General features: G+C 40.4%; 7 protein-coding genes. 2 read left to right on the top strand and 5 right to left on the bottom strand.

Annotation, left to right across the window (positions count from 1 at the left end):
* Positions 1 to 8: 8 nt before the first annotated feature.
* Positions 9 to 3347 (bottom strand): TonB-dependent receptor, encoded by a 3339-nt coding sequence (locus tag BV214_RS07855; protein ID WP_176328480.1) that lies wholly within the window; start codon positions 3345 to 3347, stop codon positions 9 to 11.
* Between the two features lie 221 nt (positions 3348 to 3568).
* Entirely contained in the window at positions 3569 to 4729 is a 1161-nt protein-coding gene (locus BV214_RS07860; protein WP_086476954.1) for a FecR family protein, read from the bottom strand.
* A 116-nt stretch (positions 4730 to 4845) separates the two neighbouring features.
* Here BV214_RS07860 and BV214_RS07865 point away from each other — a divergent pair, with 116 nt between their 5' ends.
* Positions 4846 to 5436, top strand: a complete 591-nt coding sequence (locus tag BV214_RS07865) for an RNA polymerase sigma factor (RefSeq protein ID WP_086476955.1) — start codon at positions 4846 to 4848, stop codon at positions 5434 to 5436.
* Between the two features lie 168 nt (positions 5437 to 5604).
* Here the strand turns inward: BV214_RS07865 and BV214_RS07870 are convergent, their stop codons facing one another.
* From BV214_RS07870 to BV214_RS07880, 3 genes are read right to left on the bottom strand one after another with little or no spacing between them, the layout of a single operon-like run.
* Positions 5605 to 7029 (bottom strand): c-type cytochrome domain-containing protein, encoded by a 1425-nt coding sequence (locus BV214_RS07870; RefSeq protein WP_086476956.1) that lies wholly within the window; start codon positions 7027 to 7029, stop codon positions 5605 to 5607.
* A 4-nt stretch (positions 7030 to 7033) separates the two neighbouring features.
* Complete coding sequence (locus BV214_RS07875; protein ID WP_245806761.1) at positions 7034 to 8521, bottom strand: DUF1501 domain-containing protein; 1488 nt, start codon at positions 8519 to 8521, stop codon at positions 7034 to 7036.
* A complete protein-coding gene (locus BV214_RS07880; RefSeq protein WP_086476957.1) occupies positions 8499 to 10841 on the bottom strand; it encodes a PSD1 and planctomycete cytochrome C domain-containing protein in 2343 nt (780 codons plus the stop codon). The genes BV214_RS07875 and BV214_RS07880 overlap by 23 nt, the downstream gene beginning before the upstream one ends.
* 612 nt (positions 10842 to 11453) lie before the next feature.
* On the opposite strand from BV214_RS07880, the gene BV214_RS07885 reads away from it, so the two are divergent.
* Entirely contained in the window at positions 11454 to 14978 is a 3525-nt protein-coding gene (locus BV214_RS07885) for a PAS domain S-box protein (RefSeq protein ID WP_086476958.1), read from the top strand.
* The last annotated feature ends 129 nt before the right edge of the window (positions 14979 to 15107 follow it).

Below are 15107 nucleotides of genomic sequence, written 5' to 3' on the forward strand. Positions count from 1 at the left end.
TTTTCTTTTTAAAAGGTGAATCTAAAGCCCAAGCTAAGTTTTCTACTAAATGGGTAGTTTGCGTAGTCCACTCCCCTTTGTAGGTTTCCGTCCGAGTATCCAATTTCCGGGTTATATCCAGAATAACCTGTAATCGTAAATAAGTTTTCGGCCATAATATAGACTGATAAGTCATCGAACAATATGCTATTCTTTGGTGTTATTTGGTAACCCAGTGTTAATGTTTTCAACTTTACAAAATCTCCACTCTCAATAAATAAATCGGACGTTCTGTGATTTAGATTTGTCCTTTGCGTACTCATTTTAGGAATACTGTTGCTGGTACCTTCACCATGCCATCTATTTAAAGTTTCCTCGTACATATTATAGGAATATGTGGGATCTAGGCCTTGCATACGATCGGCGTTATAGAGCTCGGCCCCAAAATTACCAACGAAATTGGCCGATAGTGAAAACTTTTTGTAATCTACTCCTAGCTGTAGTCCAACTATAGCGTTAGGGTTGGGGTCACCTAGATAGGTACGATCTTTTTCATCTATAACACCATCAGCATTAATATCCAAGAATCGTACATCTCCTGGAGTTATATCATCTCTGCGGGGATCATTTGAAATGTTTGGATCCGACGATACTTCCGCTTGATTCTGATAAATCCCATCTGTCTTCCATCCGAAAAATGAGGCAAGAGGCATAGATTCATAGGTCCTAGAAATCTCTTGGGACTGTCTCCCGTAGAAAACTGAACTTATATAATTGTTATTCCCGTACAACTTGGAAACCTCATTTTTAATTAAGGTTAGATTCATACCAACATTATAAGATAAAGACGATGGATAGGTTTTACGGTATCCAACTTCAATCTCCCATCCCCAGTTTCTTAGTTCTCCTATATTATAGTCTGGAATAGTTGCCCTACCGATAGAGCCCATCATCACAGAAGGAATCAACATATCCGTAGTTCGCTTATCAAACCATGTTATGTTTGTAAAGAGCGCATGATTAAAAAAAGAGGACTCAAGCCCGATATTGGTCATCGCAGTTTTTTCCCAGGTAATCATTGGGTTTCCCAAACTTGTTATTAAGGCACCACCAACTTTTTCTGTTCCGAACGTATACTTATTTCCGTAGTCAATATTACGTTGAATAAGGGTTAAGTATTGTAAATCGGCAACTTCTTGATTTCCCAATTTTCCCCATCCTCCTTTAACTTTTAAATCACTTAAAAAATCAACTTCATTAAGAAATTCTTCCTCTGAAAGCTTCCAACCCACTGAAAATCCCGGGAAATATCCCCATTGATTCCCTTTTGCAAATTTTGAAGAACCATCTGAGCGTAAAGTAGCGGTTAATAAGTATTTATTTTGATATGCGTAATTAACACGGCCAAACACAGAGGCCAATTTTTCAGGAACATTAAAATTACCTGTTATCGAATTCATAGTTGCGCCATTATCGAAAACTATTTGATTTAATGTCTCATCACCAAAACCGCGTTTAGAAGTATATTGATACTCTCCCTTACTACTTTGAGAGGATACTCCCGCAACAATTTCAAAGTTGTGATTTCCAACATATTTGGAATAATTTAAATACGCTTCCCCTAGTAGGGTGTAATTAGATTCTTGCGTAATGCTCAATTCAGCATCGTTTCTACGCCTCATCTGTTCGGTTACACTTGGAAAGAAATCCTTTGCCTTGTATAGATTTCCATCTAAACCTACATTTCCTTTGAGTATTAGATCATCCGAAACCTTATATTCCAAAGACAGTGAAGTTAAAAGATTATGGTTTCTCTTTGTATGATCCTCTGTAGTTAACTCATAAACCGGATTATTAATGTCTCCCAATTCATTGTTAGCAGCTGCTGACCCCCAAACACCATTCTCATCAATGGAGGGAATAGCCGGGTTAAATCTCAGCGCTTGCCATAAAACCCCAGAATAAACAGAACTAGTATTGGGGTTATACCAATTCTTATAGCTGTACTGAAAGTTTTGATTTATTTTAAGTCGATCAGAAAGGCGGTGAGTAGAATTGAATCTAGCGGATAATCTTTCAAATTTAGAGCTTAAAATTATTCCTTCCTCATTATAGTATCCCATACTTGTTAGATAGGATGATCTTTCGTTCCCTCCAGAAATTCCAAGGTCAACATTTTGAAAATGTCCTGTTTGAAATAAACTATTTTGCCAGTCAGTTCTATTAACTGTGTAGTAGTTATTGTTCCAGAATTCATTGGGTGTAATGCCATCATTTGCGTAGCGTTCCTTTTTAAGCATAACTAAGTCATTAGCCTTTAATAGGTTTAGCTTATTACTAACTTCTGAGATTCCTGAATAAACATTAAGATTAATCTTGGTATCTGTATTAAGTCTCCCGGATTTGGTGGTTACCAGAATCACTCCATTTGCAGCCCGAGTTCCATATATAGCAGCGGAGGAAGCATCCTTTAACACTTCAATTTGCTCAATGTCGTTCGGATTTATATCCGAGAGTTGGCCCGATGGTACCCCATCAATTACTATAAGTGGGTTTGAAGAGTTGATACTTCCTGTTCCTCTAATTTGAATCACTGGTGATGCACCAGGAGAACCTCCATCAGAAACAATTTCCATTCCACTAGCCAAGCCTTGCAATGAATTACTTACCTGACCGATGGGGGCTTTACTCAATTGATCGCTTTTTATACTGGCAACCGATCCAGTTACATCACTTCTACGCTGAGTACCATACCCTACTAAGACCACCTCATCCAATCCCGCTGCACTTTCTTCCAAGGTTATAGTAAGGATTGTTCCATCGGTTACCGGAATTTCCTTGGTAGAAAACCCAATATAAGAAACTACCAAAACCGAATTTTCACTGGCAACTTCTAAATTAAAATTCCCATCAAAATCGGTCTGCGTCCCATTGGTAGTCCCTTTTTCTACGATACTAGCACCTGGAAGGGGCTGCCCCTGATCATCGGACACCGTTCCCGTAACCTGAAGTTGCATCTCAACTAGCCCATGGGAAGGATTATCGGATACATCCTTAAGGCTTACTGGCTGTTTTTTTAAGAGGATTTTCCTATCATCTACTTCAAAGGAAATATGCATCCCTTTAAAAAGCTGCTTCAGCACCTCTTCTACAGACGCCTGTTTTACATTTATTTTTACCCGTTTCTTTAGGTCGACCGTCTTGGTATTGAAGAAAAATTTAAATTCGGTCTTCGTTTCAATTTCTTCCATCACAGCTTCTACCGTAGCAGTCTCCATATCCAGGGATATTTTGGTTTGCTGCGAATAGGTGGAATTTGCCTGCATTATAAAGGAAACGGTCAATAAAAATAGAAGTGACAACCTCATTTTTACTTTAAAATTTAAGCACCAAGGGAAATTCCCCCTCGATATTGGTGGTTTTTGCATAACTTTAGGTGTTTGTTAGTGGTTATATTTAAATTAATCACGTTTTCAAAGCGGGGAATGTTCCAGCATTTCCCGTTTTATTTCCATGATTTCTTATACTTTCACATATAGCTATATGTGCTTCGGTTTACATTAAACTGTTCATTTCATGGGCTTTATCATTATTTAATTACTATTTTATTTTCTACGATGATATAATCTATCTCATACACTTTATTAAAGTAATGGAGCACTTGCTCAATGGTTTCATGTTGTGTTTCAATAGTGGCATTAAAGGTTTCTTTGGCCAAATCTTTATTGTTATTGATGATTACCACATTGTAACTTCGCTCTAGCTTTTGTATGATCTTATCAAAGGAAAGGTCCCTAAATACTAAGTTTCCACTTTTCCATGAGGTATACTGGGAGGTGTTTACTTTCTCTTTTTCGACAGATCCCACTTCTTTATTAAAACTCCCTTTAAACCCAGGTTCTAAAAACACCTCCTCTTTTACCTCCTGGGAATTGGATGTACCTCTTAAACTCACCGAACCTTCAACAAGAACTACTTCGGTTGACTCGTCCTCCGGGTAATTGGCAATATTAAAACTGGTGCCATAAACCTTTACGTCTAACTGCCCCGTATTAACCACAAAGGGGATGTTGGGATCATGAGCCACCTCCATAAATGCTTCTCCGGTTAAAAAGACTTTCCGCTCTTCACCAGCTAAAAAGGTAGTAGGGTATTTTAAGGAACTTTCTGCATTTAGGTGTACTTCTGTGCCGTCTGCCAATTCAATATAAAACTGTTTCCCCTTGGGAACCCTTAGGGTATTATAACTTACTTCCTCACGGGTCCCTTGTTCTTCATAGACCAATTTCTGCCCTTTCTGCACTCCTAATACAGTCCCTTCTTCACTCAATACTTCTAAGGTCCCTTCTCCCGAGATTACTTTAATTTCTCCATTCCCGAGCTGTAGGGTTATAGCATCTATTTTTGGCGCTATATTTTCTTTAGTATCAGCCCCTGTCAATTCATTCTGTATAAAATAGCCTAGGCCAATGAATAAAATTGCCATGGCGGCATATTTAAAGACAGATTTAAACCTAGTCCTACTTTTATTTGTTTCGCTTTTTATCTCCTTTAGCAAATTTGTTCTCACCTCCTTTAGATCGGGATTGTTCATAGCCAAGGTAGTGGCGAAATGTGTTTTTACATATTCTTTAAAAACATCCTCATTATCTGCATCCTGAATCCAGGTATTCAGCCTATCCAACTCCTCAGCGCTTGCCGATTTAGAAAGGAATTTTATAATAAGATGTTCTACTTCTTGAGGAATCATTTTGTATTGTTCTTTATAGTAATACAGAGCAGATTTGCAACACCCTACCTTTTTTATGATTTTTTTTTAATTCATATAATTATTTATAGATTTACTTGCCAGATACCAACCAATCTATGAGGAAAATTGATAATGAAGATTTAACCGAACAGCTTATTCATGGAAATGAAAAAGCGTATATGACGTTGTTGGACACCTACCAGAGAAGACTCTATGCCTATGCACTAACATTATCTGGGGATGCAGATACTGCACAGGATATTGTTCAAAATGTATTTTTAAACACTTGGAGATCTCGAAAAACATTGAATCCAGATTTATCGCTTCAGAGCTTTCTGTATAAATCCGTTTACAACGCCTTTGTAAATCACTACCAGCAGCATAAAGCCAACATGATTTTACAAAACAAATATGTAGAGGCCCTAACGGAGGTAGTAGAGGAAACCAATGAGAATGACTTAGCGCGAATGATCAAGATCATGAACGATGAAATTGACAAACTACCCCCAAAATGCAGGGAAATTTTCATTCTCAGCAAAAAAGAAGGCCTCACCAATAAGGAAATAGCCCAACATCTAAATATCTCAATAAAAGCAGTAGAAGCTCAAATTACAAAGGCTTTTGGCGTGTTAAGAAGTAAATTGGGTGAGCGTTACAAGATGCTTTTATATGCATTTATAGGATTGGGCTGCAACAAGAGGTTGTAAGTTTGACCCTTAATTACGATTTGAGACTTAGCCCAATTTGTAAGGTTTTCTCCCCCTACTTACCCCTAATTATACCATTCTTCTGGCATTAATAATTGTCTTTCAGAGGTATCTTTTTGCCTTAAAAACAGTAAAACCTACCCATAACAATTCCTACTCGGGAATAAACTAAAGATTATTCCCATTCTTAGCCACTTCAGCTTTTAATTCAGCATTACTGCCCACATTTATTTCTAAGTTGGGTAAAGATTCTTTTAATTGGGCAAGACCGGAAACCGACAGTTGTGTGTCCCATACATAGAGAGTTTTAAGTTCTTTTAGCTCCTTTAAAACCGAAATACTCTCATCGCTAATGCTTGTACTATACGCTTTTAGCATTTTAAGCTGGGTAAGGCCTTTCAACTTTTTGAATTCAGCATCCGTTATGGGAGTACCATCTACTTCTAACCACTCCAAGTTATCACACAGGGCAACAAAATCTAGTTCCTTATTCCCAAGGGGGATACCACTCAGATCCAATTCAATGATATTTTTTGAAATCCGTTGTAGGTCCGTAATAGCTTTTGGGTCATACTCCGGCGGTAAATAAACGGAGACACTCAAACCCTTGGAATTACTGCTTATCCTGTGAATGGTGATATAATTAGAGGCCAGGTTTTGAAGGGTACTGTCCTGCACCATTGGCAACTTTATCCATTTTTCCGTGAGGTCTGGCTGCATCATTTTCTCTACATATCCCACTAGTGGATCGGTCCTTTTAATTTCGGCCAATCGGAGCGTGTCCGAGGCGCCAAGGGATATCCAGCGTTCTAGTATTCCAATTTCATCTTGCGTTAAAGGGGTTTTCCCTTCCGGCGGCATGTGTTCTTCATCTTGCATCGGTAGATGGAGTCGCCTAATAAGCTCGCTCTCTTCAGGCAACCCAGGAACCAGGGTATTTCCGCTTTCCCCTCCTTTAAGCAGCGCTGCAAGACTCGTCATCACCAGTTCTCCTTTCCGCTTGTTGGGGTTATGACAGCTAACACATTTATTCTCCAAAATTCGGGTAACAACATCCGTATAGATAATGGGGTTTTCAGGGATTTTTATGGGTCTTTTTTTGGTGGGCAGCGCTAAAAACCCTTCCCCATGGGTCACCATACCTCCATAATGCCCTGTGGCAACAACAAGCCCTACCAATACTACTTGCAAGCCTTTGGTATATATATTATTACTCAGCTGCACCTGTGTAAGGGCATACCATAGGGCTGCTAACAAAGCAACCCCTGCACCCAACCATTGATGCCTAAATAACAAGTCTCCTTTTACCGCGACCTCCTTGCCTAGAAAGAATCCGGAAATCGCCGTTAAAAGAGCGGAGAGCACTGCAACCGTCAATAATTGATAAGGTACTTTCTTTCCTGTTAACCCCAAAAATAGGGCCATCAATAAAAGAACAATAGGGAAATGGAGCACTAAGGGATGCCATCTTCCCATCCAAGAAACTAGGCTTGGAAGTACGATGTACGATTCAAATAAGAGGCAGAAAATAAGGAATACCGAAAGGCCTAAAACAACATAGTCTACCCATTTATTTTTTGAAGAGTGCGCCATTAAATTATATTAAAAGATCTTTTACGACATTACCGGCAACATCGGTTAATCTAAATCGACGACCTTGGTGCTTGTAGACCAATTGTTCGTGGTCTAGGCCCATCACATGCATCATGGTAGCATGGAAATCGTTTATATGCACGGGGTTCTCTATCACGTTGTATCCAAATTCATCGGTCTTCCCATAGGTAAGTCCGGGTTTAATGCCCCCTCCTGCCATCCAGATACTAAAGGCCCTTGGGTGATGATCGCGCCCATAACTCTCTGGGTTAAAATGACCCTGACAGAAATTAGTACGACCAAATTCGCCCCCCCAAACTACCAGGGTATCCTCTAACATCCCCCGTTGTTTTAAGTCAAGCACCAAGGCCGCCGAAGCCCTATCCACATCCTTGGCCTGCCCTGCCATTTCGTTGGGCAAGTTGCCATGCTGGTCCCAGCCCTGATGGTAGAGTTGTATAAATCGCACCCCATTTTCTGCCAGTCTTCGCGCCTGCAAGGCATTGGCAGCGTAGGTACCAGGAACCTGACAATCTTCCCCGTACATTTTGATGATAGATTCCGGTTCTTTGGAAATATCCATCACGTTGGGGACCGACATCTGCATGCGGTAGGCCATTTCGTATTGTGCGATCCGGGATTCGATCTCATCGTCCCCCGTTTCAACGTGATGTAGTTTATTCAATGAAGATACATGGTCTAATAAATGTCTTTTATCCGAGCGGGAAATCCCCTCGGGATCGTTCAGGTACAGCACGGGATCTTTGCCGGACCGCAAAAGCACCCCTTGGTGTTTGGAGTCTAAAAATCCGCTAGACCATAATTTTGAGTACAAGCCTTGGCTATTCCCCTTTCCCCTGGAGGTTAAGACCACAAAAGAAGGCAGGTTCTTATTCTCATTTCCAAGGCCGTAGCTTAACCAAGACCCCATACTGGGTCGGCCAGAAATCTGACTGCCCGTTTGGAAAAAGGTAATGGCCGGATCGTGATTAATGGCCTCGGTCTGCATACTTCTAATGACGGTAATTTCATCTGCTATCTTAGCGATATGAGGAAAATAGTCACTAATCCATTTTCCACTTTCCCCATATTGGTGGAACTTTGCTGCGGAAGGCATTAAGGGAAAGCTATCTTGCCCAGAGGTCATCCCTGTTAATCGCTGCCCCCCTCTTACCGAATCGGGCAAGTCTTCCCCCATCCGCTTCTGAAGGGTTGGCTTATAATCAAAAGACTCTAACTGAGAAGGTCCCCCAGCCTGGAACAGGTAAATAATGCGTTTCGCCTTCGGTGCAAAATGAGGAATTCCCAATGGTTGGGATGCCAATTGTTTTACATCTCCCTTAAAGAGATCGGGAATCAAAAGAGACCCCAATGCCAAGGATCCTATACCCACGCTCAGTTGAGAAAAAAAATGGCGACGGTTCACCTTTAAAGGGTTTTCTTCCTTGTTCCCATGTTCTTCCATAGTCCTATTCTTTGGTAATTGTTTCATCTAAATTATAAATGGTCTGCACGGTCAGCATAAGAGCGGCAGTTTTTGCGGGGTCTGTCTCCAATTGCTCATAGGCTCCTACGGCCACTAATTTTTCGGCATCCACTAAATTGGTCTTATAAAGCGCTAACGCATCTTGGTAATAGTTATTTAGAATTTTAAGTTCCTCCTCCTTAGGAGAACGCACCAAAATTCGTTTAAAAACATCCGCTACAACATCCTGATTATCGGGATCATGCAAAATGGTTCGCTGTGCCAATACGCGTGCCGCTTCCAGTACTTGCACATCATTTTGGAGCACCAATGCCTGTAAGGGAGTGTTGGTTTTTTGCCGGCGCACCTCGGACAGGTCCCTGTTGGGTGCATCAAATATGGTCATATTGGGCGGTGGCAGGGTTCGTTTCCAAAAGGTATATAAGGAACGCCTATACAGGTCGTCCCCTTCATCCGGGGTGTAGGTAGTTAAAATTCCACGATCGCCTCCCGCATTGGTTTCCTCCCATAGTCCAGCAGGCTGGTACGGCTTTACACTAGGTCCGCCTAACTCACGATTAAGCAAGCCGCTAGTTGCTAGGATATAGTCACGTATCATTTCACCACTCATTCTAAAACGCGCTGCACGGGCCAATAGCCTATTCTCTGGGTCGGCCTTTTTTAGCTCCGGTCTCATGTCGGATTTTTGTTGATAGGTAGCAGAGCGCATTATTTTTTTTAGCAGGTACTTGGTATCCCAACCGTTCTCCATAAAATCCACCGCCAACCAGTCTAATAGGTCTGGGTGGGTCGGTAAGCTCCCTTGCACCCCAAAGTCTTCGGCAGTTTCCACAATACCCTTTCCAAACAACATGGCCCAAATACGATTTACGTAGACCCTTGCGGTTAGGGGATTCTTGGTATCGGTTAACCACTGTGCAAGTCCAAGTCTATTTTTAGGAAGCGTTTCAGAAAAAGCATAGATGGCTTTGGGCGTTGCTGGTTGTACCGAGTCCGTAGGCTGGTCGTAGGCACCCCTATTAAGGATATAGGTAGTCTTGGGGGCCGAATCGTTCATGACCATTACCTTAATTTCGGGAGTTTTTTTCATATTGATAAAAGAGAGCACGCCGGTGCTATCCTCTTGGGAAATTTCCATATAGGGAGGGTCTGCGTAGAATTTTTGATTTTTGGCTTGTACGGCATCCATCTGTATCCCTTTTTCGTCTACTTGATTAAAAAAGGCGAAAAACTCGAAGTAGTTCCTTTGTGAAATGGCGTCGTACTTATGGTCATGGCACTGGGCACACTCTAAGGTAATCCCCAAAACTCCCTTCCCTAGGGTATTGGTTCTGTCTAGCACATAATTGGTGCGGTATTCCTCCTGGATAACACCCCCTTCTTGGGTGATGGGATGATTACGGTTAAATCCGGTTGCCAATAGCTGCTCTTTGGTAGCGTTGGGCAATAAATCGCCCGCCATTTGCCAGGTCAGGAACTGGTCGTAGGGCAGGTTCTTGTTAAAGGCATGGATCACCCAATCTCTCCAGGGCCACATGGTGCGATAACTATCGTCCTGGTAGCCGTGGGAATCGGCATAGCGAGACACATCTAGCCAAGTTTGGGCCATACGTTCCCCATAGGCTGGGGAGGCTAAAAATTGATCTATCATATTTGCTATCTGCCCTTCAGAACTATCATTAAGGAAATGCGCTACCTGTTCTGGGGTGGGTGGGAGCCCTGTTAAGTCTAAACTAATTCTACGTAGTAGGGTTTCCATAGGAGCCCTTTCTGATGGCTGTAAATTAAAATCTTCCAGCTTTTTTAATACAAAACCATCTATTTCATTCTGCACCCAATCCGTTCTTTCGGTCTTGGGAGGTTCATTTTTCTTTGGCGGAATATAGGCCCAGTGTTTCTCAAATTTAGCGCCTTGTTCTATCCATTTTTTAATGAGTCTTTTTTCGTAGGAGTTAAGTGACAGCTTAGAGTTGGGGGGCGGCATCTGCATATCTGGATCGTCTGATGTGATTGCTTTATATACCTTACTCCTTTGTGGTTTTCTAGGTACTAGGGGGAATTCTCCCGGACTTTCCGGAAGTTCGGACAGTGCCGTCTCCTCCAAATCTAGTCGTAGTTTAGCTTTCCGCTTATTGGCATCGGGTCCGTGGCAGGTGTAGCAATTATCGGAAAGGATGGGCTGAATATGAAAGTTATAATCCACCACCTCTGGTAGTTTCAGGGATGAATACTCGTCTTTATCAGGATGGAACACTCCCGTAGTGAAGGCATATAAGACCCCTAGGAGAACTGCAATCATCGATAAGAGTAATATCTTCTGTTTCATTGGGGAAGGAACTAATGATGCCTTTATTTGCAAGTTTCTGCAATGTACACTCCGGTATTAACGGATTACTAAAAATGAATAATTTAATTTGACTAGCTACTACTTAATAGTCTAAAATAATAAACTATTGCAAATAAAACGACTCAAACCTTATGAATAACACCGTTATTGATCTTTTAATTTTAAAAATAACCAATGAACTACGCCAATGGTGGTTGCTCTTAAAAAATCCTGTGTCTTTTTATTTTAAAAAACACTTATAAAGTATTCCCAAATTAGCGCCTAATATTGTATAAATTTTGAAGAATGGATACTTACAACTCGGATCACATTTTCTGGTATCATTTCTTGAACTGATTCTTTGCTTTACAGTTGGCAACACTCTCTTCCGTTAGAATAGATTCCTTTAGAATGTTACCAAAATGTTAGGGTTAGTTAAGGTAGGGGAATATATAAGATTTAAAATTTAATTTTGTCGGAAATTTTTGATTCCCATTATATCGGGGTATCTTAGTAATTGAGCTGTATATTTTGAATATCACTACATTTTCATAGCCATAATACCGTATTGTTGGCTATACATTTTTAGTACATCATTTTATAATCGTCCCCATGTCCCTAAATTTCACCTATTTACTTCCCTCCTATACCCGACTGGAAATACCTCAGGATAGCTATGAAAATATTGTTCGCTTAGCATCAAATTTAATGGGTAGTGAAGCAACTAATAGTGCCCTAATGGTTACTAGTGCTAATGATAACAATCAAAATATATTTCCTCTACCCGCAAAAACTTGGTTGGAGAAAAAAATATCCGAACACTTTTCCAATCTGCCAACTGAACTTCTTCAGCTTCAAAACCTTCAATCAACCAATAAAAAAAATAGAGGCGAAGCAAGTATTAAGACCGAATTCCCCGACGCGCTCGTAGTAGCTCCTCTCAAGAGCAAGGATGATTCAGCCTTTGGTTTTCTATTTATTTCCAAAACAACATCTACCGATATCACCAAAGTTCAAAAAGAAGGGATCGCGCACATCACCCAATTAGCTAGCACCCTATGGATTAATGCCATAAAGAGCACTAAATCAAATCAAAACACCAAAATTGCTACTATAGACTCAAAACTTTTATTCAACCTCAGCCCTATTCCCAAATACCTATTAGACCTTAAAAGTCTTACTATAGTAAAGGTAAATGTAAAGATGTCCAATCATTTTGGCTACCAGAAATCGGCTTTAATAGGTAAGAAGGTAACAGAGCTGCTAAAAAAGGAAGAAGTCGCCTATTTTTTAAAATCGATAAAACAATATAAAGGAAGCACTACATCCATAAATTTTGGGGTTTTTACCCATATTGATATGGAGGGAAAATCTTCTCGTTTAGAATTAATTGGGCATTACCTAGGAATAGCGCATTCCGAAACCATCCTATTTGCTTGTAATGATATTACTGAGAAAGAAAAAAGTTTTTTAGAACTGCGGCATTCCCAACATCAACTAAAAACTGCTGCTTCCATTGCCAAAATTGGATATTGGAGTCTTGATCTAACTGCTAATACCATCACACTTTCCGATGACTCCTACGCTATTTGGGGAAGGACAAATAATGAAGGTCCGCTCCCCTATGCAAGCTTTCTAAAGACCATTCACCCACTGGATCAACAATTTTTTCAGCTTCCAAATACCTTGCCCCCAAAAGAACAGCAACTGGATATAACTTTTAGAATTATCCTACCGGATACTTCCATAAAGTGGATTCGGAGTTTGCGTTTAATTGAACTAGGTGACAATAACAACCCCCAGTATATAGAAGGAGTTTTTCAGGATATCACCAATAAAAAGAAACTGATTCTACAAAAAGAACTGAGCTCCGGAATTAGTAGAATATTTAATCAAGAGCATCAACTAACACCTTGTTTACGAAAGGTGCTACGCTATGTGGCTAGTTTTGGTGGCTACACCTTTGCCGAAATCTGGTTGCCCAACTCGGAAAACGGCCACCTAACCTTATCCGCAAAGTATGCATCGGATGAAGTGGGAACAGCATTTCATCACGATACTATAGGTACCCAAACCATACCCCATGGACACGGACTTCCAGGAGCAGTTTTTCAAAATCGACTTAGAAATGAATGGGACCCTACAGATATAGGGGTCGACTTTAAAAGAAGGGATGCCGCAAAGAAGACGGGGATTAAAAAAACCATAGGGGTTCCTTTATGCCATCATAAAGAACTTATTGGAGTATTGGTTCTTGGGGAGTCTAAAGAACAACAAGCCCCAATCCACAACCATCTGTTTTTTGAAACCTTGGAAAGGTATTTAGGCTCGGAGTTACAACGAAAATTAAATGAATTGGAGCTATCGGAGATTTTTAATAGTATTCCGGACTTATTGGCAATTATAGATACAGAGGGGAATATTAAGAAAATTAATGCTGCTTCGGTTAACCTAATCGGGTATTCCGCGCAAGAATTACTGAAGATACCCATCACACAACTACTACATCCGGACGATTTGAACGAGGTCCTGGAAAACATCCAAATGGTACAAGATGAGCAAGAGATGCTGGAGGATGTTAATGAAGAGATGAAGTTTCCCATCCATGAAATTACTAGCCGTTATATCACCAAGAATGGCGAAGTTAAATCGTTACGATGGCGATTTACAGGAGCGCTTCAAAAAGGACTTATTTTAGCGATAGGAAAGGATATTAGCGAAGAAATTAGGTTGAATTCCCAATTGGAAATGGTGAATACCCTAGCCCAAATAGGCAGTTGGGAAATGCATGTGGCTACTCAAAAAGTAAATTGGTGTCCCATTACACGATCTATTTACGAAGTAGATGACGATTTTGAACCCAGCATGACTAATTACGGACTGTTTACCAAACACGATCGCGATTTACAACAGCTTATTTCCTTATTCAATAAATGTATTAGTGGGGAGATTCCACATTTCGATTACCAATTGCCCATTATCACTGCAAAGGGTAACAAATGCTGGGTCCGTGCTATTGGAAGGGCCGAATTCCTAAACGAAAAATGTACGCGCATTTATGGGAAATTACAAAACATCCATCAGTTTAAGATGACCGAATTGGCCTTTCAAAATGCCTATAAGGAAAAAAATAGAATCCTCAATAGTATACAGGATGCTTTTATCTCGGTGGATAGCAATTGGAAAATTACGTATTGGAACAAAAGTGCCGAGAAACTCATGAGTATAAGTAGTAGGGAAGCGATGAAAAGAAACTTATGGGACATATTCCCTAATGTGAAGAAGCAGTTTGACCGCTTGCATAAGCCAGATGCATCCCTTTATAAACTTGAAGATAAGTATTTTGAAATATACAATGATACGATAGGAAAATGGTTAGAGGTTGCGGCTTATCCAACTCCGAATGGCATGTCCTTTTATATTAGGGATATTAGTAGTCGAATTGCCGCTAGGAAAAAATTGGAGGAAGCCAACGAGCGCTTTGAAAAAGCTTCGGAAGCATCCAATGACGTTATTTATGACCGATACCTTACCAGTAACTACCATTACATGGGTAAGGATTTTAAAAAATTATTTGGTCATGACTTAGATTCAGTATCTGGAAATATTACGTTTTGGGAAGACCATATTCATGAAAATGACCGATCATCCATTCTAGACAGCTTAAATAAAGCCTACCAAAATCCTGAAATAAAGGAATGGAAAGCGGAGTACCGGTTTTTAAAAGCCAATAAAGAATATGCCCATGTATTGGATACCTGTTTAATTCTCCGAAAGAAGGACGGCGTCCCATTCCGGATCATTGGATCAATGGCCGATATCACCCAGCAGAAGAAGTACGAGCAGTCCTTGGTAGATTTAAATAGAAAATTAAAGGAATACAGTAACCAGGTAGAAATACAGAATACGCAACTAAGGGACATAGCGTGGACCCAGTCTCACATTGTGCGCGCTCCTGTAGCCAGGATATTGGGTTTAGTGGATTTAATGAGAGGAGAACTGTTAGATGAAACTGAAAAAGGTGAGATGCTAGGCCATATAGAAACCTCTACCATGGAATTAGACGAGATTATAAAAAAGATTGTCACTAAAACAGAACCCATCACTCCTATTGACAAGAACGAATATGGGTTGTAATAGAAGTCGATACCTAGCACCAATAATATAGCAAACTAGATTACTCTGGATATTTGGGTATGAAAAATACCCAAGGTTGCTTCGCCATATCATAATGGTTAAAAAAAGTGCCCTTAGCCACAGCTTACG

This window comes from Arenibacter amylolyticus (genome assembly GCF_002150785.1).
Taxonomy (GTDB): Bacteria; Bacteroidota; Bacteroidia; order Flavobacteriales; family Flavobacteriaceae; genus Arenibacter; species Arenibacter amylolyticus.

Excerpts from the sequence above, each read along its gene's own strand:
- BV214_RS07855 (WP_176328480.1), bottom strand. The coding sequence starts at position 3,347 with ATGAGGTTGTCACTTCTATTTTTATTGACCGTTTCCTTTATAATGCAG.
- BV214_RS07860 (WP_086476954.1), bottom strand. The coding sequence starts at position 4,729 with ATGATTCCTCAAGAAGTAGAACATCTTATTATAAAATTCCTTTCTAAA.
- BV214_RS07865 (WP_086476955.1), top strand. The coding sequence starts at position 4,846 with ATGAGGAAAATTGATAATGAAGATTTAACCGAACAGCTTATTCATGGA.
- BV214_RS07870 (WP_086476956.1), bottom strand. The coding sequence starts at position 7,029 with ATGGCGCACTCTTCAAAAAATAAATGGGTAGACTATGTTGTTTTAGGC.
- BV214_RS07875 (WP_245806761.1), bottom strand. The coding sequence starts at position 8,521 with ATGAAACAATTACCAAAGAATAGGACTATGGAAGAACATGGGAACAAG.
- BV214_RS07880 (WP_086476957.1), bottom strand. The coding sequence starts at position 10,841 with ATGAAACAGAAGATATTACTCTTATCGATGATTGCAGTTCTCCTAGGG.
- BV214_RS07885 (WP_086476958.1), top strand. The coding sequence starts at position 11,454 with ATGTCCCTAAATTTCACCTATTTACTTCCCTCCTATACCCGACTGGAA.